At 40.1% G+C, this 17,638-nt stretch carries 24 protein-coding genes; 15 read left to right on the top strand and 9 right to left on the bottom strand.

Annotated features, from left to right (window positions below):
* Positions 1 to 20: 20 nt before the first annotated feature.
* A complete protein-coding gene (locus tag ABJE44_RS19450; protein WP_348110848.1) occupies positions 21 to 659 on the top strand; it encodes a LysE family translocator in 639 nt (212 codons plus the stop codon).
* 148 nt (positions 660 to 807) lie between these two features.
* Positions 808 to 1,344 carry a GNAT family N-acetyltransferase gene (locus ABJE44_RS19445; protein WP_348110849.1) on the top strand — a complete coding sequence of 179 codons (537 nt, stop codon included), beginning with the start codon at positions 808 to 810 and terminating at the stop codon, positions 1,342 to 1,344.
* Positions 1,345 to 1,423: 79 nt separating this feature from the next.
* Here the strand turns inward: ABJE44_RS19445 and ABJE44_RS19440 are convergent, their stop codons facing one another.
* Both ABJE44_RS19440 and ABJE44_RS19435 read right to left on the bottom strand, forming a co-directional pair.
* Positions 1,424 to 2,722, bottom strand: a complete 1,299-nt coding sequence (locus tag ABJE44_RS19440; protein ID WP_348111083.1) for a ribonuclease J — start codon at positions 2,720 to 2,722, stop codon at positions 1,424 to 1,426.
* A 127-nt stretch (positions 2,723 to 2,849) separates the two neighbouring features.
* Positions 2,850 to 3,056, bottom strand: a complete 207-nt coding sequence (locus ABJE44_RS19435; protein WP_348110850.1) for a YheV family putative zinc ribbon protein — start codon at positions 3,054 to 3,056, stop codon at positions 2,850 to 2,852.
* Between the two features lie 146 nt (positions 3,057 to 3,202).
* Between ABJE44_RS19435 and abc-f the strand changes: the two genes are divergently transcribed.
* From abc-f to ABJE44_RS19385, 10 genes are all read left to right on the top strand, one after another.
* Positions 3,203 to 5,113, top strand: a complete 1,911-nt coding sequence (gene abc-f, locus ABJE44_RS19430; RefSeq protein WP_348110851.1) for a ribosomal protection-like ABC-F family protein — start codon at positions 3,203 to 3,205, stop codon at positions 5,111 to 5,113.
* Between the two features lie 44 nt (positions 5,114 to 5,157).
* The gene (locus tag ABJE44_RS19425) at positions 5,158 to 5,364 is read left to right on the top strand and encodes a DUF3565 domain-containing protein (RefSeq protein ID WP_348110852.1); all 207 of its coding nucleotides are present in this window, start codon (positions 5,158 to 5,160) and stop codon (positions 5,362 to 5,364) included.
* A gap of 437 nt (positions 5,365 to 5,801) precedes the next feature.
* Complete coding sequence (locus ABJE44_RS19420) at positions 5,802 to 6,086, top strand: BrnT family toxin (RefSeq protein WP_348110853.1); 285 nt, start codon at positions 5,802 to 5,804, stop codon at positions 6,084 to 6,086.
* 2 nt (positions 6,087 to 6,088) lie between these two features.
* Positions 6,089 to 6,310, top strand: coding sequence for a CopG family antitoxin (locus ABJE44_RS19415; RefSeq protein ID WP_348110854.1), 222 nt, complete (start codon positions 6,089 to 6,091; stop codon positions 6,308 to 6,310).
* Positions 6,311 to 6,621: 311 nt separating this feature from the next.
* A complete protein-coding gene (locus ABJE44_RS19410) occupies positions 6,622 to 7,071 on the top strand; it encodes a hypothetical protein (RefSeq protein ID WP_348110855.1) in 450 nt (149 codons plus the stop codon).
* Between the two features lie 2 nt (positions 7,072 to 7,073).
* Positions 7,074 to 7,880, top strand: a complete 807-nt coding sequence (locus ABJE44_RS19405) for a hypothetical protein (protein ID WP_348110856.1) — start codon at positions 7,074 to 7,076, stop codon at positions 7,878 to 7,880.
* A gap of 109 nt (positions 7,881 to 7,989) precedes the next feature.
* A complete protein-coding gene (locus ABJE44_RS19400) occupies positions 7,990 to 8,193 on the top strand; it encodes a hypothetical protein (RefSeq protein WP_348110857.1) in 204 nt (67 codons plus the stop codon).
* A 136-nt stretch (positions 8,194 to 8,329) separates the two neighbouring features.
* Positions 8,330 to 8,725, top strand: a complete 396-nt coding sequence (locus tag ABJE44_RS19395; RefSeq protein ID WP_348110858.1) for a hypothetical protein — start codon at positions 8,330 to 8,332, stop codon at positions 8,723 to 8,725.
* 428 nt (positions 8,726 to 9,153) lie between these two features.
* Positions 9,154 to 9,612, top strand: coding sequence for a carboxymuconolactone decarboxylase family protein (locus tag ABJE44_RS19390; protein WP_348110859.1), 459 nt, complete (start codon positions 9,154 to 9,156; stop codon positions 9,610 to 9,612).
* Positions 9,545 to 10,372, top strand: coding sequence for a helix-turn-helix domain-containing protein (locus ABJE44_RS19385; protein WP_348110860.1), 828 nt, complete (start codon positions 9,545 to 9,547; stop codon positions 10,370 to 10,372). The genes ABJE44_RS19390 and ABJE44_RS19385 overlap by 68 nt, the downstream gene beginning before the upstream one ends.
* Before the next feature lie 179 nt (positions 10,373 to 10,551).
* Here ABJE44_RS19385 and ABJE44_RS19380 read toward each other — a convergent pair whose 3' ends face one another.
* The gene (locus tag ABJE44_RS19380; RefSeq protein WP_348110861.1) at positions 10,552 to 10,821 is read right to left on the bottom strand and encodes a hypothetical protein; all 270 of its coding nucleotides are present in this window, start codon (positions 10,819 to 10,821) and stop codon (positions 10,552 to 10,554) included.
* Between the two features lie 310 nt (positions 10,822 to 11,131).
* On the opposite strand from ABJE44_RS19380, the gene ABJE44_RS19375 reads away from it, so the two are divergent.
* Both ABJE44_RS19375 and ABJE44_RS19370 read left to right on the top strand, forming a co-directional pair.
* Positions 11,132 to 12,154 (top strand): hydrolase, encoded by a 1,023-nt coding sequence (locus tag ABJE44_RS19375; protein WP_348110862.1) that lies wholly within the window; start codon positions 11,132 to 11,134, stop codon positions 12,152 to 12,154.
* A 12-nt stretch (positions 12,155 to 12,166) separates the two neighbouring features.
* Positions 12,167 to 12,412: a YheU family protein gene (locus ABJE44_RS19370; RefSeq protein WP_348110863.1), complete on the top strand. Its 246-nt coding sequence runs from the start codon at positions 12,167 to 12,169 to the stop codon at positions 12,410 to 12,412.
* A gap of 2 nt (positions 12,413 to 12,414) precedes the next feature.
* Here the strand turns inward: ABJE44_RS19370 and ABJE44_RS19365 are convergent, their stop codons facing one another.
* Genes ABJE44_RS19365 through nudE form a run of 3 tightly spaced genes read right to left on the bottom strand, consistent with a single transcriptional unit; the run spans position 12,415 to position 14,406 of the window.
* Positions 12,415 to 12,990, bottom strand: coding sequence for a YceI family protein (locus tag ABJE44_RS19365; RefSeq protein ID WP_348110864.1), 576 nt, complete (start codon positions 12,988 to 12,990; stop codon positions 12,415 to 12,417).
* Between the two features lie 7 nt (positions 12,991 to 12,997).
* Positions 12,998 to 13,843 (bottom strand): 3'(2'),5'-bisphosphate nucleotidase CysQ, encoded by an 846-nt coding sequence (cysQ, locus tag ABJE44_RS19360; protein WP_348110865.1) that lies wholly within the window; start codon positions 13,841 to 13,843, stop codon positions 12,998 to 13,000.
* Positions 13,843 to 14,406: an ADP compounds hydrolase NudE gene (gene nudE / locus ABJE44_RS19355; RefSeq protein WP_348110866.1), complete on the bottom strand. Its 564-nt coding sequence runs from the start codon at positions 14,404 to 14,406 to the stop codon at positions 13,843 to 13,845. Before nudE ends, cysQ begins: the two co-directional genes overlap by 1 nt.
* 87 nt (positions 14,407 to 14,493) lie before the next feature.
* Here nudE and yrfG point away from each other — a divergent pair, with 87 nt between their 5' ends.
* On the top strand, positions 14,494 to 15,177 hold the full coding sequence (gene yrfG / locus ABJE44_RS19350; protein WP_348110867.1) for a GMP/IMP nucleotidase: 684 nt from the start codon (positions 14,494 to 14,496) through the stop codon (positions 15,175 to 15,177).
* Positions 15,178 to 15,199: 22 nt separating this feature from the next.
* Here the strand turns inward: yrfG and ABJE44_RS19345 are convergent, their stop codons facing one another.
* Genes ABJE44_RS19345 through gspL form a run of 3 tightly spaced genes read right to left on the bottom strand, consistent with a single transcriptional unit; the run spans position 15,200 to position 17,621 of the window.
* On the bottom strand, positions 15,200 to 15,943 hold the full coding sequence (locus ABJE44_RS19345) for a type II secretion system protein N (RefSeq protein ID WP_348110868.1): 744 nt from the start codon (positions 15,941 to 15,943) through the stop codon (positions 15,200 to 15,202).
* A complete protein-coding gene (locus ABJE44_RS19340; protein WP_348110869.1) occupies positions 15,940 to 16,419 on the bottom strand; it encodes a type II secretion system protein M in 480 nt (159 codons plus the stop codon). Before ABJE44_RS19340 ends, ABJE44_RS19345 begins: the two co-directional genes overlap by 4 nt.
* Before the next feature lie 5 nt (positions 16,420 to 16,424).
* Complete coding sequence (gspL, locus tag ABJE44_RS19335; RefSeq protein WP_348110870.1) at positions 16,425 to 17,621, bottom strand: type II secretion system protein GspL; 1,197 nt, start codon at positions 17,619 to 17,621, stop codon at positions 16,425 to 16,427.
* Between the last annotated feature and the right edge of the window lie 17 nt (positions 17,622 to 17,638).

The raw sequence follows: 17,638 nt of genomic DNA, 5'->3' as shown, positions 1-17,638 counted from the left end.
TAAAAGCTTAAGGAGTCAGAATGGATATAAATAACCTCATCACTTTTATTGCAGTGGCGTCATTATTGGTGATATCTCCGGGGCCTAATGGCTTTTTAATCGCTAAAACCGTCCCATTATTTGGACAAAAAGCAGGGTTTGCCAATGCAGCAGGATTTGTAGGAGCCTTATATATTCATGGAACGCTTTCTATATTCGGTATATCTATTTTACTTGTGCAGTCAGGAACCGCCTTTTTTATCTTTAAAATGCTCGGGGCGGCATATCTAGTATGGATTGGTATTAAAGCGATAAAAAGTGCATTTAGCCAAACACACACAGTGCCCGTTGAGGTACCCCAAGACATTCCAAAAAGTAGTTCTATTCACAATGCGTTTCTCGAAGGGTTGCTCACAAATACCCTTAACCCCAAAGTGTCTATGTTTTACTTAGCTGCCTTTCCTCAGTTTATCTCTCATGGTGACAGTGCCTTAAATGCGTACGTGCTTGTATCGGCCCACGCCATCGTTAATTTCATATGGTTTTCGACTATGGTCATGGCGCTGGCTCGTGTTAAAAATGTTGCAAACAGTACACGATTTAAAACTTGGTTAAATTCAATCACTGGTGTGGTATTCATAGGCTTTGGTGCAAAATTAGCCTTGCTGAAAAGTAACTAACGAAACAGCTTTTAGCCTGCTGACTTTATTTTTAGGGTTGTAATTTTGGTATTGCTTTTTCTATTGGCTAAAACCTTTAACTAATTACGCGTTTGCTACCCTATTTGTTGTAGCATGATCTCTATATTGTCTTGCTGGTTACTACCTTATGAATATTACCCCGTCAGAGCGTTTACATTATAAATTGATGACCAAAGCCGATGCTGAGCTTTTATTTCAGCTTGACCAAGATCCAGAGGTAATGCGCTTTATTAATGGCGGTAAGCCTTCTTCGATGCAGACCATAGACGAGGTGTTTATCCCGCGGATGGAAAGCTACGCCAATGTTCAAAAAGGCTGGGGCTTATGGCAAGTCAATATCAGTGCAACCAATGAGTTTATCGGGTGGATATTAGTGCGGCCCATGCAGTTTTTTTCTGATGCCCCAGAGTTTGATAATTTAGAACTAGGCTGGCGGTTTTTGCAATCATCTTGGGGTAAGGGTTATGCCACAGAAGCGGCACTGCATATTAAAAATACCTTAGCTAAAAACAAGGACATTACGCACTTTTCTGCCATTGCCGATGAAGACAACTTTGGCTCGGTTGGGGTAATGAAAAAAATAGGTATGACTTACGTTAAACGCTACCTGCACCAAGACCCGTTATTTGAGTGCGAAGTTGTTTACTATCAAGTAAACAACTGAGCTTGTTAGAATTGAGTTAAGGGGCTTCTTTTAACACGGTTAATCACTGTGAGTAAAAGCGAAGGTTGTTAAAACGTGCTTAATTTTGCTGTATGGCGATGCGGCCTGCTTTAACGGCTTGTTTGACTAGTTTGACTTCGGGAGCGAGTTTAAATAAATCGCCATTTAGACCTGTTAGGCAACGAGGTACATGGCTTTGGCTAGCAATATCGGCATTGGCTTTTAAGTGCTGTGCTTCGCCATGTGTAGGAACGGCTATGTCGGGGCGTACCCAATTGTACATTTGCTTGAGCTCTTCTTGGCATGGGTGCCCAGATGCATGAATTGGTAAAGGGGAGTCTTCGGCAGTTAAGGTCTGAATTTTTCGGGCTTTAAACGCTTTGAGTAAGGTTTCGATGGGCTTTTCGTTACCTGGGATAACAATAGAGCTAAATACAACTAAGTCGCCTTCATCTAACGACACGTCTCGGTATGTGTCTTTTGCTAATTGGTTTAATGCGGCCCTTGGCTCACCTTGGCTACCGGTTGCCACTGCAAGCACTTCTTCGGGTAGTAAGTATCCAGTGTTGAACGCGTCTAGTACTGGTAAATCGTCTGGCCAGTGCCCGGTTGCTTTAGCTGCGCCTACAGTGTTTTGTAATGAGCGACCCAAAAGGGAAAAGTAGCGCCCTGTTTCTTTAGCTATTCTGGCTAAAATAATCAGCCGTGCAATATTGCTACTAAAACACCCCACCACCACGCGACCCTTTGCCTTGTCTATGGCTTGTTTTAAGCCTTGGTAGCATGCTTGCTCAGACACCGAATGCCCTGCTTTGGTGGCATTGGTTGAGTCACACACCATGGCTAATATATTTTGTTTAGCTAATGACTTAAATGGATGGGCGTTAAAGGGTTTATCTGTAACTGGGGCTAAGTCTATTTTCCAGTCGGCGGTGTGAAACACATTGCCTGCCTCGGTTCTTATTACAAATGCATGGGGCTCGGGCAGTGAATGGGTAATCAGCATCCATTCTAAGTTAAAAGGGCCAATATCAATGCGCTGACCGCTGTCTATTTCTATAATAGGTATGTTGTCACCTAGGCCGCCTCTGGATAACTTACGGCGCAGTATTTCAGCCGTGTATTTAGTGGTGTATACCGGGCATTTAAAGCGTCGCCATAAATAAGGTAATGCCCCTAGGTGATCTTCGTGAGCATGGGTTATGACTATTCCGGCGAGGTCTTCTTTACGCTGGCTAATAAATGCTGGGTCAGCCGCTACTACATCGTGCTTATGTTGGCCCGGCAAGTGAGCCTGGGCCTCTTGGCACAATGGGCTATTAAAGGTAATACCGCAATCTAACATTAACCACTGCCCAGCATGGCCGTATAGGTTCATGTTCATGCCTATTTCGCCTGTGCCGCCTAAAGGCAGAAACCACAGGTCTTTAGCGCTGGGAATGAGAGATTGAATACTTAACTCCGAAAACTAAAATTGAACACCAAAGTAGCGGGCGCTTTATGGTTTATTCTGGCTTAAAGACACCAATGACACTTTCGCTGGTACGGGTAGCTTGGGTAACACTTTTTTCAGTTTGAGATTCTGAATAACCACATTGTACGCATTCTAGTTTTTCTACATTATTTTCAAAATACAGCATGATAGTGTCTAAGGCTCGGCACTTAGGGCAAGTGGCTCCGGCCACAAAGCGTTTTTTTGTTTTGTTAACCATTGATTTTAACCATATTAGGGATTTTTTCGTGTTGTCATCTTGCTATGATACTCGCAATTAAAATGTAGTGTTATCTCTTGTTTTGACAAAGCTCATATATATTTACGAGCAAAGTAAGTACAAGGACCAATCTAAAACAGGTTTTCATGATTCAATTTTCTGATGTTTCTTTAATGCGTGGCAGCAAAATGTTGCTACAAGACGCAAATGCTGTGGTGTATCCGGGCCATAAAGCAGGCCTTATTGGGGCCAATGGCTGCGGTAAATCTACCTTATTTGCGTTGATTAAAGGTGAGTTACATACCGAGCAAGGTGATTTTAATATTCCCAAAGATTGGCAGATTGTATCTGTAGCCCAAGAAACTCCAGCTGTTGAACGCTCAGCGCTCGATTATGTAATAGACGGAGACAAACAATACAGGCGATTACAAGCCCAACTGGCTGACGCAGAACAAAGCCATGATGGCGAAAAAATTGCCATCTTACATGGTTTACTCGAACAAGCTGGTGGCTACGATATAGACTCACGGGCAGCCACTATATTGGCAGGCCTAGGCTTTGCTAACGACGCCATGAAAAACCCAGTCTCAGCGTTTTCGGGGGGCTGGCGTATGCGCTTAAACTTAGCCCAGGCCTTGTTGTGTCACTCTGATTTATTGTTATTAGATGAGCCCACTAACCACTTAGATTTAGATGCGGTTATATGGTTAGAAAAATGGCTACAAAGATATACAGGCACCTTAATGTTGATATCTCACGATAAGTCTTTCTTAGATAGCACAGTTAACGAGATTATCAGCGTAGAGCAGCAACAACTCATTAGTTACACAGGTAACTATGATGCTTACGAAAAACAAAAGGCTGAGCGCTTGCGCCTACAAAGCTTGCAGTATTCCAAGCAACAAGACCAAATCGCTCATTTAGAGTCGTTTATTAATCGTTTTGGCGCTAAGGCGAGTAAGGCCAAACAAGCGCAAAGTCGTGTAAAGCAGCTAGCCAAGATGGAAACCTTACTGCCTGTTATGGCGGCGTCTGAATTTAGCTTTGCTTTTTTTAGCCCTCCTAAATTGCCTAACCCTTTGGTGAAAATAGAACAGGTAAAAGTAGGGTACGATCACACTATTATTTTAGAAAAACTCCACCTAAATCTAGTGCCCGGCAGCCGCATTGGGCTACTAGGTAAAAACGGAGCGGGTAAATCTACCCTTATCAAATTACTCGCCGGCGAAAAGTCACCCATGGAAGGTATTTACGAAACCTCCGCAGGGCTGCGAATTGGGTATTTTGCCCAGCATCAATTAGAGTTTTTACGGGGTGACGATACTGCCCTTGCCCATATGCAAAGGCTAGACAACAAAGCCACAGAGCAAAGCTTACGGGATTATCTAGGGGGCTTTGGCTTTAGGGGCGACAACGCCTTAAGTAAAGTGGCACCTATGTCTGGGGGTGAAAAAGCAAGGTTAGTATTAGCCATTACCGTGTACCAAAAACCTAACCTGTTACTGCTTGATGAACCTACCAACCATTTAGATTTAGAAATGCGCCACGCTTTAAACATGGCATTACAAGGCTTTGAAGGTGCCATGGTACTGGTATCTCACGACAGGTTTTTATTAACCTCTGTGTGTGATGACTTTTATCTAGTAGACAGCGGCAACGTGAAACCCTTTAATGGTGACCTAGACGACTATAAAGACTGGATCTTAAAAGGTGATAAAACCAAAGACAGCAGCGACGAAAAGCCCGCCGCAAAAGTTGACCGTAAAAATATAAAACGCCTAGAAGCAGAGTTTAGACAAGCCACTAAGCCAATACGCAAAGCTATAGAAAAGCACGAAAAAACCATGGCAGACGCCCAGAAAAAACTTGCCACACTCGAAGAACAGCTAAGCGATACTGAACTGTACAACGCAGACAACAAAGAGCAACTAAAACAAGTTCTTGCTGACCAAGCCAAGCAAAAATCAACCCTAGAAGATGCCGAAATGGAATGGCTTGACTTACAAGAACAGCTTGAGCAAAAGCAACAAGACTTCGATGCAAGCATGGCCGAATAACTTGGCAAGCTATTAGTCATAAAAAAGGTAAACAGACCCACGCTATGGAACAGCCCATTGTTGGTTATCACAAAGACGAAGAAGATAATTGGGTGGCCAAATTAGCCTGCGGCCACTTTCAACATGTGAGACATAACCCACCTTGGACCAACCGCCCATGGGTGACTACCACTGAAGGCCGCCACGCCATGCTTGGCCATAAACTCAACTGCAAAAAATGCGACGAAGGCCTACCACCTGATGAGGTGTAGTGACTAATAAGGGAGTATATCCCTTTACGCAATGTACGTTGAATCCAGAAAAAGAATATATATAACCCGTAGGTTAGGCTTTAGCCTATCAACCCACTATTAGGCTGGTAATATGTAGGTCGGGCTTAAGCCCGTCAGCTTCTCTTATATTCCTAGACTTATTCATAGAGGTGTTTTTGCGAAAAAGTTACTGTGACTAAAGACCCCTCATTATCATTTGTCTGATAACAGCAAATTGTGGACATTTTGGGGCACTTCCCCATGTGGTTTTTGCTTGATAGGTAAAAAACGGTTATAAAAGAAGCATGTACAGGCCGTGTAATAAAGTAGCCTGAATTATGTGCGACGTTATTGGGTGTTTAAACACGACACAATGCCGCACACTAAATTGTTAGGGCTTCTTTGACAATCCCCCCTCGCGTACATACAATGTACATATGGTTAAATTCGAATGGAATACGGCTAAAGCTGCATTAAACATTAAAAAACATGGAGTTTCTTTTGAGGAAGCTAAATCAGTGTTTTTTGATGAATTTGCGGTGCAATTCTTTGATCAAGATAACTCCAAAACCGAAGACCGCTTTTTAATGTTGGGAATGAGCAATGAAACTAACTTGTTGCTAATTTGTCACTGTGAACGTGATGATGGCAATACAATCAGAGTTATTTCCGCTAGAAAAGCGACAAAATATGAAAGTAAAAATTATCTGCGAGGGCATTAACAATGAAAAATGAATATGATTTATCAGCAATGAAGTCGCGTAAAAACCCATACGCAAGCAAATTAAAAAAGTCTGTAACCATGCGTCTTGGAGAAGATGTTATTTCTTACTTTAAAAATATGGCTGAAGAATCCGGTGTTCCTTATCAAAGTCTCATCAATTTGTATTTACGTGACTGTGTGGCAACACATAAAAAGATCGATATTAACTGGCATGCTCAATAGCAGCCCTAATCGGGTAGCCGGAGGTGTCTAGCCTCCAGCCCCACAACACCCCGCATGCGGCTCCGCACAGGGCGTTTCACCTAGGATGGTGAAGCGATATCCAACCATCACGCAGTGAATAAAGCCCTTCGGATTTTAAGTTAGAAATAACAACAGAATAACAAAGATAGCCACTTTTAAAAAAGTAATAAAATTGAAAAAGACATCGGCTCAAGGCAAAGTAGTTAAAAGATAATAGTTAAACAGAGGTGTAGAAAATGATGAGTCAAAATAGCCTTTTTCTACAGGCTCATTAGTAGCTAAGGAAGGATATGAGTACTTTTGATAAATGGTTTGCAAAGACGCTAGTCATCGGTGCGTTACTAATATTTTTTATGCCAATGTTTTTTCTGCTAAATATGATTTCCGCTAAAAACTTGTGGGTGTTTATCGCTATTATTTTTGGGTGTAATGTCTTGTATGACGCAACCAAACGGATAATATCGAGTCAAATATTTTCGTTCTCCGAATGGCTCACTGTCATTAATTTTGCTTGGAGTGGTATAGCTCTAATTGCATTGTCGTATGTCGGTTTGTATATCGATATCTTTGTATTTAAGTACGTCGGCATTGGACTAATTTGGTTCCCATGCTTCTTTTTAGGGATAATTTTTATTGGGAAAGCAGAAAAAGCGTTTAAGGTAGCTAACAATAGCATATTGGTACTCGCTGGAGCTCCTTCGGAGATTTTGTGCTTGGTTAAATTTTCACACGGAAGGTAATTTTGATAGAAAAAATTGGACACATTAAAAACCCTCTCACAGTTATTTCAATGTTTGCTGCAATTGCTGAGATCAGTGGTACAGCAGTATTACCGTTTATAAGCTCCGAAAATCAAAGCGCTTACATCTGGTTCTTAATGTTGTTTCCGACACTAATCGTTATTTTGTTTTTCTGGATTTTGAATAGTAATCATAAAGTATTGTACGCCCCATCTGACTATCGGAACGAAGAAAACTTCGTTAACAATACACGTAGTGCGTCTAGCGAGCAGCAAAGGAAGAAGATTGCCGAGGAAGTTAAAGAGATAGAAGAAGACTCTGGGGGGAAAGCGAACTTAAATGAATTTGCATCCCCAACGTTTACAAGCATGTCCAGTAAATTGGTAACTGATACTGTAATGGCAGAACAATTCGCTATCAACACTCTTTCTTCAAGCTTAAGTCTTGATTTCAAAGCAAACGTAAATATTCGTAACCCTCAAAATAGCGATTGGGTTAATTTTGATGCGGTGGCAACATTTGATACCCAAATTCACGCAGCAGAGATAAAGCTATTCAAATCAAAACATGTAGATACTAAGCGGTTTCAGAAGACGTTAGATAATGCTCAGCAAATGCAGGAAGTGTATGACAAAGCAGGCGCGCCTAAGTTTATGCTACATATCGTTGCAGTAATTGATAATAATAGTTTTGATATTTCTGAAGTCAGGTCACGAATAAGCGATTACCTGAGCAAATTTAAGGTAAACAGCAAACTACATATTTACAAAATGAGTGATATCGCGAACGATTATCAAAAACGCACCTAAAAATAACAAAGCCCCCAACAAGCCAACTATTAGGTTGGTAAAACACAGTAACAAAGACAGTCATTATTAAAAAAGTATTCAACCTATGCAGCACAAATGGAGATCGGATTTGAAATTTAAAGATATGCTACCTGAGGTTCTAGGCGTCTTGTTTGCTCTTATCCTATTAAACCTTTGGTATGTATCCTCATTAGCAATTGAACATAGAATTGTCCCAAGTACATATGACTACTTTTTAAAAGCAATAGTTGTTTTATGTGCAGCTTTTTTTGGTTCTTTTTCTGCTTTTTATTTGAACACTAGAAAAGAATAAAGAAACTAAGGATAATATCACAGCATTAAATGCCGCATTATTTGTAACCTTAAGGCAGATAAATGGTTTATTAAACCTTAAGAGAGCAATCTTACCCCTTGAAAAAGATTCTAATCGATTACTTAAATTGCGAGCTATGTATACTTCTGACTATAGCGACCTAAAAATAGAACTCGGACGCTTAGAATTTTTGCTCAAAGAGCACCCTAATTTATTGTTTAGTTTGTCTATAGAGCAAGGACGGTTTGAAAGTGCCGTAAGGATTACAAATATGAGATCAGAATTTTATCGTAATGATCTTCAAAAAGCCTTGAATGATTGTAAATTTTCTATAGAAAACCCTACACCCGATCAACTTGTTGAAGCTGTAGGTCCAAGAATTGTTGGTACTGCAACTGCCCTCACAGATGGAATGTATGATCAAGTATTACAAAGCGTTGATAGTGTTACTAAAATACACCAAGAATTATTTGAAATAGCTACAAAAGAATTTCCAGGCGAACCATTCGTTAAGTTTCACAAAGATGCCTAACAAGAACCGATAATAACAAAGACAGTCATTATTAAAAAAGTAAAAAACAGCGTTTTTCATTATGGCATTTTCCTGATTGGTTTTGGGTTTTGGGTGGGTGTTTTGATGCTTTAAAGGTTGGTTTTTCGATGTTGAAGAGTTTACTTTGTCATTGGGTTTGAAAACTCAAATTTCAGGCGAGTTGAGACTGTAACGATTTTTGTGTAACTGCATATCATAAATTTCTCTGTTGAGAGTTAAGGATAGGCAGATGCAAATGAACAAAAAAGAACTTGAAGCTTTCGCTGTACTTAACAGGACAGTCACTTTAATTGTCATTAAATTGCCTCAACCAATGTCATTTTGAACTGGATAGGTGTCGAAAATATTCAATACCTGTTTTGAGTCATAAGCTATCTTAGCTCTAACAATTATTATGGAAATAAGATATGACTTTACGTGCAAACTACTTCGAATTAGCATCCAAAGCAATGCAGATTCTGATAAATCAGGAAAGCTATTTGCGTGAACAATTTAGCATTTCAGAAACAGTGACGGTCCAAATCTGGGAATTGGTTAAGTTGAGATTGTCTCAAATCAACCAGTGCGCCTTCTGTATTGATATGCACAGCAAAGAAGCGTTGAGTCAGGGTGAAAATCAAGATCGTATTATTGGTTTAAGCGCATGGCGTGACATGCCTTTTTACTCTGACACAGAGATTGCAGCACTGAATTGGGCTGAGCATTTGAACTCTGGTAAAGCAGTGGATGATAATAGCTATCAGAAAATAGTAGAGGCTTTGGGTGAACAAGCCGTAGTGGACTTGACTATTGCGATTAATGCAATCAACAGCTGGAACCGGATTGCTAAAACATTTAGACCTGAGGTGGGAAGTTATAAACCGTAATAAATCAATTAAAACGGCGTTGAATTTTAAGCTGTCTCAGCCCTCGGGACAGCTGTCTGCTTTTATTCAGGGAATATGGTCTGCGTCTGTAGCTCAATCAAATTCGGTTGTGAAACCACTGTATTCTGATGCAGGCAGTGGCATTATTTTTAATCTTTCTGGTGATGTAATGCTTGGCAATAAAACTCTACCGAAAGGTGTGATTATGCTCCCAATACAGAAGAAAGCGGAAAACATTGTGCTGCACTCTGGTGCCCAACTCGCAGGCATTCGCTTCCATCCGGCAATTGGTTATGGCGTTTTAGGGCATCACTACGACAAGCCAACGTTACTATTACCAGAAAGAGATAAGCTGTATAACCTCCACCAAATTTATTATGAACTCAGGATGCAAAAAAACAGCGAAAGGCAGATTGAAGCCTTGTACTTATGGGCAGAAAAAAGCTTTATTTTTACCAACGTAATTCCAGATCCCCTAGAAAAAGCCCTAGAATTTATCGAACAAAACGAAGCTATTAGAAACCTAAATGAAAACATTGAATTGAGTCAGAGACAAATAGAGCGCCTTTTTAAACTCTGGTTAGGGATGGCTCCAAAACATTACCAACGCATATTGAGGGTAAAGAAAACAGTCAGCTTTTTGAGGCTGAATAAAAACGTTAGTCTGGCAGATATCGCTCAACAATTCGGATTTAGTGATCAAGCTCATATGACAAGGGAGTTCCGCACTATTGCCTGTATTACACCAGGAAAAGTATGAAGTAGGGTGATACCGACTAACGCTGCGTCTTATTTACTTTTGATGTAATTGAGTTCTGGCAGACTATTGCATAAAGTACTTTAACAGGACAGTGACTTTAATTTTTCCTTAAGCTCCTTCTATAGCTAGTAAAAATGCTTTTATTTTAGAGCTTAATTTTAATCATAGCTAAGACGGATTCAGTAAGCAGTTTTAGTTGGCTCTGATTTTTTGTGGGTGTTCTCAAGGTTGTCTTTTAGATTCTCTTCAAGGGATATTTGATTGAGTTCCTCTAGGATGTCAGATACGTATTGCTGGTCAAAAGGCCCTTCATTTAAACGAGTTTGCGGTTTATTTTTCTCCCGTTTGTTTTTGTATTTATGTGTAAACCCTATATTAGCGTTAGCGCATTGAGTGACAAATGTAATGGTCAACATGGCTAAGGGTATTAATGATTTAGAATGGTTCATTAAACCTCCGTTTTTTATTGGTGCTGGATAAAAAAATAGGCTATTGAAAGTTTGATGCCAATAATGCAAAAAACTAAGTTAAAATTTTAAATGGTTTTTATTGTCTGTTAACCCTTTGTTTATTAGGTATATTGTTGCAAGCCCTTGCTTTAAGAAAACTATAAATAGGTGTAATTGGCAAACAGTGAGCAGTTACAGTGAGATGACTTTTGTATCTATACGAAGACAGCTATAGCAATGTTTTGCGGTATTCTACTTTTATGTAGTTTGCGGTAAGCTTAAGCAACCTTAGTTAAACATTTTGTAGTAAATGTCCGTACAAGCTCCCCCTTCAGATAAAGTCCGTTACGGTGAAATTGTTGAAAGTGATTTTGTTCCGCCTTGGTGGGCTAAAAATAGACATGTGCAAACTATTTTTCCTCGATTTTTTCAAAAACGCGCCAAAGTAGATCTTCGTAAGGAGAAGCTAGCCTTGCCCGATGGCGATTTTGTTAACTTAGTTTGGCTTGGTGATGTTAAAAGGTCTTTAGGTTTAGTTGCTATGTTTCATGGACTAGAGGGGTCGATACGTTCCCATTACAGCAACGATATGGCCGCTAACTTGGTAAAGCAAGGTTATGCTGTAGTGTTAATGCACTTTCGTGGCTGTGGCGGCGAAATCAATACTAAACCTAGGTCTTATCACTCTGGCGAAACCGAAGACGCATGGTACTTTTTAAATTGGTTAGAGAATAAATTTCCTGAAACCAAAAAGACGGCTATAGGGTTTTCTCTAGGGGCTAACATGTTGCTAAAGTTGTTAAGTGAACACCCTAAACAGCAAATCATTAGAGCTGCAATGGCAGTTTCTGCCCCTTTTAAATTGGATGTGTGCTCTTTGAGCATTAACCAAGGCTTTTCTAGGGTATACCAAGCCTATTTATTAAAAAGCATGGTTAAAAATCTACTGCTTAAAATGGGAGCTGTTGATTTTGGAAACCTAATCAAGGTAAATGAATCACAAATTAAGGCTTTTAAAAGCTTTAGAGATTTTGACCAAAATGTGACCGCTCCATTACATGGCTTTAAAGATGCTGATGATTATTATAAGAAGTCGAGTGCCAGTATGTTTTTAGGTAAGATAGCGACCCCCACCTTAGTTTTGCATGCCAAAGATGACCCTTTTATGCATGAAAGTATTCTTCCTGATGTGACGAATTTATCTCCTAGCGTTTGCTTAGAGGTAAGCAATAAAGGTGGTCATGTTGGCTTTATGCAAGGCGCTCCTTGGCGTCCTAGAATTTGGATGCATCAAAGAGCTAACCGCTTCTTTGCATCTTTCATGCAAGCTTAGGGAGTTAAGCCAATGATTATCCCAATTGCTGATGTCGAGTTAGAAACGCTGTTAAATATTATTGAAAGCTTTGTGCTTCGTGAAGGTACTGAATACGGTTCTGTTGATGTGTCTTTAGACGACAAAGTGCAGCAAGTGCATAACCAGTTAAAGTCAGGTGAAGTCTTACTGGTTTATTCTGAGTTACATGAAACTGTTAATATTATCCCCAAGCAGCAGCTTGGGGAATTTGAAGCTTCAGAGGCTAAAGAATCTTAGTGTTACTCAAAAACTAAGTTAAAAGTAACCGGAACCGTTAACCCTATTCCGCTTAATCCTGCTAGCTTCTGTAATACTTCGATACCGGGTGCTAAACCAAAGTCTTTCGCTGAAATAAGAATAGGTTTAGTGCTAGTCGCTACTATGCCGTTGTCTGCTTTACGGGTAACTTGCACACTAACTTGAATTTCATTGCTGTGGCCAAATAAGCTCAATTTTGCGGGTAAGCTGACTAAAGTGGTTTCACCTTTAGGTAGCGCTAAAACTGCTTTTGGTAATTGCGCGATTAATTTAGCTGTTGGAAATTTGTCTACCATAAATAGCTTTTCACGCATCCGTGTATCGCGGATTTCAATACCAGAATCAATACTCGCCAAATCGATATCAATGGCTAATTTTCCATCATTATCAAACCTTCCATCAAGCTTAGTAAATTTTTGAACTTCGCTAATGTGTTGGTTTTTGGTGGATACAAAGTTTACGCTTGATTCATCTTCTACTAGTTTCCAATTTGCATTGGCGCTGCCACAAATAAGACTTAGGCTAATAAACGCAGAACTCAAAATTTTAGATTTCATAAGTCTCTCATTTAGGTTGGTTGTTGTTACCAAACTCTTGCTTGACAATATTTAGCCAATCAACATTTTGGTCTCCGGTAATAAAAAAATCAGGATTAATGATACTTTCTCTCTCGTTATAGCTTAAAGGCTCAAAGTTGCGGGATAAAATTTTGCCTCCAGCTTCTACAACTATGCATTGTGAAGCGCCAGTGTCCCACTCCCCTGTAATGCCAAAACGCAAGAAAACATCTGCTTTTCCTTCTGCAATAAAACAGGCTTTCAGAGAGCAGCTACCGGCTGGTAGGGTCTGATAAACCCGATCTTCACTGAGGCTAGAAATTACTCTTTCTCTGGGTTGCCTACGGCTAATTGCGATAATTAATGGGTCGTTACTTGGTTCATCTAGTTTACGTACATGGATAGGTTTGTGCTCAAGTGGGCATTTTTTGAATGCTCCATGACCTTTTAGAGCAGAATATAAGGTTTCACCTGAAGGCCAGTAAATCACTCCCATAATAGGGACGTTGTTTTCTATTAAGGCAATATTCACCGCAAAATCACCGCTGCGGGCAATAAACTCTTGGGTACCATCTATGGGGTCGATTAACCAATAACGTGTCCACTTTTTTCTTAGTTCTAAGGTGCCTAAATCCGTTTCCTCAGACATAATAGGAATATCTGGGGTTTCCCGTTTTAATATATCTAAAATCACTTCATTTGCTTTGTAATCAGCGGTAGTTACAGGTGAGTCGTCGTCTTTCTGGTAGCTGGTGAAATCACCACTGTAATAAATTTCTAGTACTACTTTTCCCGCCTCTACAGCCGCTTGCTTGGCTATGTCTAATAATTTCTGTGCGTCTTGGGTGGGCATTACTGTCCTCTCTTCCACTTTTCCGCCAATAATAAGGCTGCAATACACCTTGCTTCAATAAAATCTGTACGCGCCATCAGTGCGTCTAACTCATGTATAGACCATCTGACCACCTCTAAGGGCTCAGGTTCATCGCCTTTTAAACTTTCAGGGTATAAGTTTTCAGCAATAAATATATGCATTTGTGCGTCAAAAAAAGCCGTTGCTAAATTTAGTTTCTGAAGAGGGTGTAAAAGCTCTGCCCCAAAGCCCACTTCTTCTTTCAATTCACGATTGGCTGCTATATCAGAGGTTTCTCCTGGGTCAATTAGCCCTTTAGGAAAGCCTAATTCGTAGCTATGTGTACCAGCGGCATACTCACGTACCAACAAAAACTCATGGTCATTAATAAAAGGTACTATCATCACGGCCCCTCGACCGCTCCCACACATCCTTTCAAATATTCGCGTTTCTCCATTCGAAAATTCAAGATCAAGTTGCTCAATTTTCATTAATGAACTTTCGGCAACGATTTTACGTTGATGGATTTTTGGTAGTGTTTTATTTTTGTCTATGTTGCTCATCTGATGTTTCAAGTAATATGGCTAACTGCTTCATCATTAAGCAGTTTTAGTTCATTGAATATACCTGTTAAATAGAGGACTTGCCACTTGTCTACGCTTGCTTGGAAAGAAATTAATACTGTTTTATTAGATATGGACGGTACTTTGTTGGACCTACATTTTGATAATCATTTTTGGTTAGAGTACGTGCCCATTAAATTGTCTAAAAAACGGGGTGTTTCTATAGAAGATGCAAAAGCGTTTATGGTTGCTGAGTACGAAAAAGTGATTGGCACCTTGAGTTGGTATTGCCTAGATTTTTGGGCTGAAAAGTTAGACTTAGATATTATGGAAGCAAAGTGTGAAATTAATCACTTAATTAGCATGCGTGAAGATAGCATTCCCTTTATTGATGCTTTAAAGGCATCTGGCCGTGAGGTGATCTTAGTCACTAACGCACACCCCGATAGCTTATCTTTGAAGGTTGAGCACACCCAACTAGATGAACATATTGACCAGCTTATTTCTACCCATGAGTTTGGGGTAACCAAAGAATCTCAAGAATTGTGGCAAAAACTGCAAGCTAAGCTTGGGTTTAACCCAGACACCACTTTATTTGTTGATGACAGTTTAGGGATTTTGCAGGCTGCAAAAGATTTTGGAATTAAACACCTACTTGCAGTGAGTAATCCTGACAGTAAGCAGCCTATGCGAGAGATAACTAATTTTCCTGCGGTACAAGATTATCGATATTTATTGGATGACATTAGTGCTAGTCGGATATCTCCCTAAATCATTTTTATAATTGCAGTGATTAAAATTTGATTGGGTAGTAACCGTTTGCGTCAGGCTTTCCGAAAAAAGTAGCAGCTTGATGGACTTCTTTGGGTAAATCAGCATCAGGTTTAAAGCGCCCATTCACTTTAAATTTCATATTAGCTGGTAGTGTCACTTTAGCCGATAAACCAAAACTGTTGGGCTCTTTGACATCTACAATGATATTTTCATCTAAGCAACTTAAGTCTGCATTGAAGTTACCTAAATTAATCACATCTTTAGGGCCAGTAAAACTGGCATTTAACCATTGCCCGGCACCATCAATAACCTGACAACTTTTAGTATAATCAAGGGATGTTAGCTGTACTTTAAAACGGCCATTTGCTTCAACTGGTATGGGTAAAGGCAAAGCACTCACCACCAACTCAGCGGGAACGTAAGCAACTAAATCTTCAGCCTGAACTCTTTGTTGAGAAATTGTGACCGAACCATTTAAGGATATTTGTTCTAAATCACGAATGTTTCCGGCGCTTATTTCTGCGCTAGCTTTTCCTGTCAAAAGTGGAAAAAAGGATAAAGACCAGTTTACGTCATTTAATGGGATACCGTTTACAACCACTTGTTCTAGCTGTCCTTCCCAAATAGTGCCAGAAATACCACTTATTTTAAGATCCTTACCTAAATCTATCCGAGTAAGCACTTGCACTGCAGGCAATTTAACAACTAAAAAAATGGCATAAACCACTAAAGCCAAGAGGCTCCACTTCAATACTGACTTCATGATTTTCCTAGTTTTAAGCGACGAATTTTAACATGACCGGGTAAGTCCGATTCAGCGATATCTATATCTAGAATGATAATTCCCATTTTTTCTAGGCTTTGTAGCCAACTCAACACATCATTAAAAGGCGCTTGATCTACCCACACTTGGATTTCATTGTTCTGAGGTTGCATGCGTGAAATAACAATTTTTAACCTATTGGCAGCCTGATTTACTGCTTGTGGTAATGAGCCAGAAAAGCCACTAACACGGCCAGAGCTACTGCGTAACTGTGCTGCTCGATTGGCATTTTTTTGGACCCAAGTTAGCAGGTTTCTTTGACTATCTATGGCGGCTTGGCCTTTTTCAATAGAGGTAGTTAAAGGTGACCAAATACCCCAATAAAATATCGCCACTACTACAAATACAGCAGATATTAAAACTAGACGTTTTTCTCGTTCATTTAATTGCTGATATATGTTTTTAATTTTTTCCATAGTGTTTAGCTCCTCACCGATAAGGTGCCGACAACTTGGTTGCCTTTTTGATTAATGGCCCCTTGCTCTACTTCAAAACCTTGGGCTTCAGCTTGGCGCTTAAATTTGTCTAGTGCGTCAATGTTAGCGGCTATCACTTGGATACGAATTTCAGTACGTTTTTTATCAAATCGCAGGGTTTGAGGCTTAACCTTAGACTCTCCAAATGCAGACTCTAGCTGGTTCAGCATCACTAACATTGATGTTCCGCCGCCCCCTTGTTCGAGGCTTTGCATTTGACGAGTCATAGTACGTCTTAAATCACGGTAAGCTCCAGAGTTTGGGAAAGCGCTTTTGTAAGCTTTATCTGTTTGTTCTTTTAAACTGGCTAGCTCTTTAGACACTCTTTGTTGTTCAAGGCTTTTGTCAATTAAGGTTGTGCTTAACGCAATGATGGCTAATACTGCAGCAACACGCCATTTTTTCAATGAACCAGATTTTTTGTTATTAACCTTAAATTCGCCCTGTAACAAATTGAAGGTGCTATTTTTAGCACCGCTGGCGAGTACTTTCATGGGGAGTTCTAAAGGCTGACTAGTGACTTCTAGATTATTAATATCTGCTAAATCTACACCAGAATAGTCACTGACTTGCAAAGGCGTTTCATTGCGTCTGGCTTGATGGTTTAGTGCTTGTTTTAACCAAGTCACTTCACCTTGTAGTCCAGCCCAGTCATCTTGGCGAATTAAAAGTTGTTCGCCTAGCTCCAAAATAGACCAAGCTTCTTTATTAGCTCTAGGTAACGCTAGGATATCCGGCAACATTTGGTCGCAGTTTAGCCCCGCTTTTTGAATTAACTCTAACCAAGTTGTAATCGTGGCTTTTTGCATAATAGCTACAGCTTGTTTATCCCCTTTTTTGGGGCCTAAAGCAAAAAATTGCTCGTAAATGTCACCGCTTATATCTTCTTCTAACATAAACGGGATGGCTGCAATGGCTTTACGCCCGGCTTTAGCAGGTAACGTCACCCATTTAAGTAAAATATCACTAGTAGGTACTAAGGCGCATATTGGCCTGCCTCCCGCCCTGTCAGCTAAAGTGGCAAGATGCTCGGCTGAGGGTAGCTCACCGGATGCAATAATCTCATTTTGTTGGCTGGACCACACAAGCCAATGAATTGGCTCGTGTGAGCTGGCACCTAAACGCACCACTAACTGTTCCATTTGGTTATATTACCTTT

It is taken from the genome of Paraglaciecola sp. (genome assembly GCF_039942875.1).
Lineage (GTDB): Bacteria > Pseudomonadota > Gammaproteobacteria > Enterobacterales > Alteromonadaceae > Paraglaciecola.
Note: the sequence above shows the minus strand (reverse complement) of the source record. Positions and strands in the feature narration are given on the sequence as shown.

Excerpts from the sequence above, each read along its gene's own strand:
- ABJE44_RS19420 (WP_348110853.1), top strand. The coding sequence starts at position 5,802 with ATGGTTAAATTCGAATGGAATACGGCTAAAGCTGCATTAAACATTAAA.
- ABJE44_RS19410 (WP_348110855.1), top strand. The coding sequence starts at position 6,622 with ATGAGTACTTTTGATAAATGGTTTGCAAAGACGCTAGTCATCGGTGCG.
- ABJE44_RS19380 (WP_348110861.1), bottom strand. The coding sequence starts at position 10,821 with ATGAACCATTCTAAATCATTAATACCCTTAGCCATGTTGACCATTACA.
- abc-f (WP_348110851.1), top strand. The coding sequence starts at position 3,203 with ATGATTCAATTTTCTGATGTTTCTTTAATGCGTGGCAGCAAAATGTTG.
- ABJE44_RS19390 (WP_348110859.1), top strand. The coding sequence starts at position 9,154 with ATGACTTTACGTGCAAACTACTTCGAATTAGCATCCAAAGCAATGCAG.
- ABJE44_RS19395 (WP_348110858.1), top strand. The coding sequence starts at position 8,330 with ATGTATACTTCTGACTATAGCGACCTAAAAATAGAACTCGGACGCTTA.
- ABJE44_RS19370 (WP_348110863.1), top strand. The coding sequence starts at position 12,167 with ATGATTATCCCAATTGCTGATGTCGAGTTAGAAACGCTGTTAAATATT.
- ABJE44_RS19435 (WP_348110850.1), bottom strand. The coding sequence starts at position 3,056 with ATGGTTAACAAAACAAAAAAACGCTTTGTGGCCGGAGCCACTTGCCCT.
- ABJE44_RS19415 (WP_348110854.1), top strand. The coding sequence starts at position 6,089 with ATGAAAAATGAATATGATTTATCAGCAATGAAGTCGCGTAAAAACCCA.
- ABJE44_RS19385 (WP_348110860.1), top strand. The coding sequence starts at position 9,545 with ATGCAATCAACAGCTGGAACCGGATTGCTAAAACATTTAGACCTGAGG.
- cysQ (WP_348110865.1), bottom strand. The coding sequence starts at position 13,843 with ATGCCCACCCAAGACGCACAGAAATTATTAGACATAGCCAAGCAAGCG.
- ABJE44_RS19445 (WP_348110849.1), top strand. The coding sequence starts at position 808 with ATGAATATTACCCCGTCAGAGCGTTTACATTATAAATTGATGACCAAA.
- gspL (WP_348110870.1), bottom strand. The coding sequence starts at position 17,621 with ATGGAACAGTTAGTGGTGCGTTTAGGTGCCAGCTCACACGAGCCAATT.
- ABJE44_RS19365 (WP_348110864.1), bottom strand. The coding sequence starts at position 12,990 with ATGAAATCTAAAATTTTGAGTTCTGCGTTTATTAGCCTAAGTCTTATT.
- ABJE44_RS19375 (WP_348110862.1), top strand. The coding sequence starts at position 11,132 with ATGTCCGTACAAGCTCCCCCTTCAGATAAAGTCCGTTACGGTGAAATT.
- nudE (WP_348110866.1), bottom strand. The coding sequence starts at position 14,406 with ATGAGCAACATAGACAAAAATAAAACACTACCAAAAATCCATCAACGT.
- ABJE44_RS19450 (WP_348110848.1), top strand. The coding sequence starts at position 21 with ATGGATATAAATAACCTCATCACTTTTATTGCAGTGGCGTCATTATTG.
- ABJE44_RS19340 (WP_348110869.1), bottom strand. The coding sequence starts at position 16,419 with ATGGAAAAAATTAAAAACATATATCAGCAATTAAATGAACGAGAAAAA.
- ABJE44_RS19425 (WP_348110852.1), top strand. The coding sequence starts at position 5,158 with ATGGAACAGCCCATTGTTGGTTATCACAAAGACGAAGAAGATAATTGG.
- ABJE44_RS19345 (WP_348110868.1), bottom strand. The coding sequence starts at position 15,943 with ATGAAGTCAGTATTGAAGTGGAGCCTCTTGGCTTTAGTGGTTTATGCC.
- ABJE44_RS19440 (WP_348111083.1), bottom strand. The coding sequence starts at position 2,722 with ATGAACCTATACGGCCATGCTGGGCAGTGGTTAATGTTAGATTGCGGT.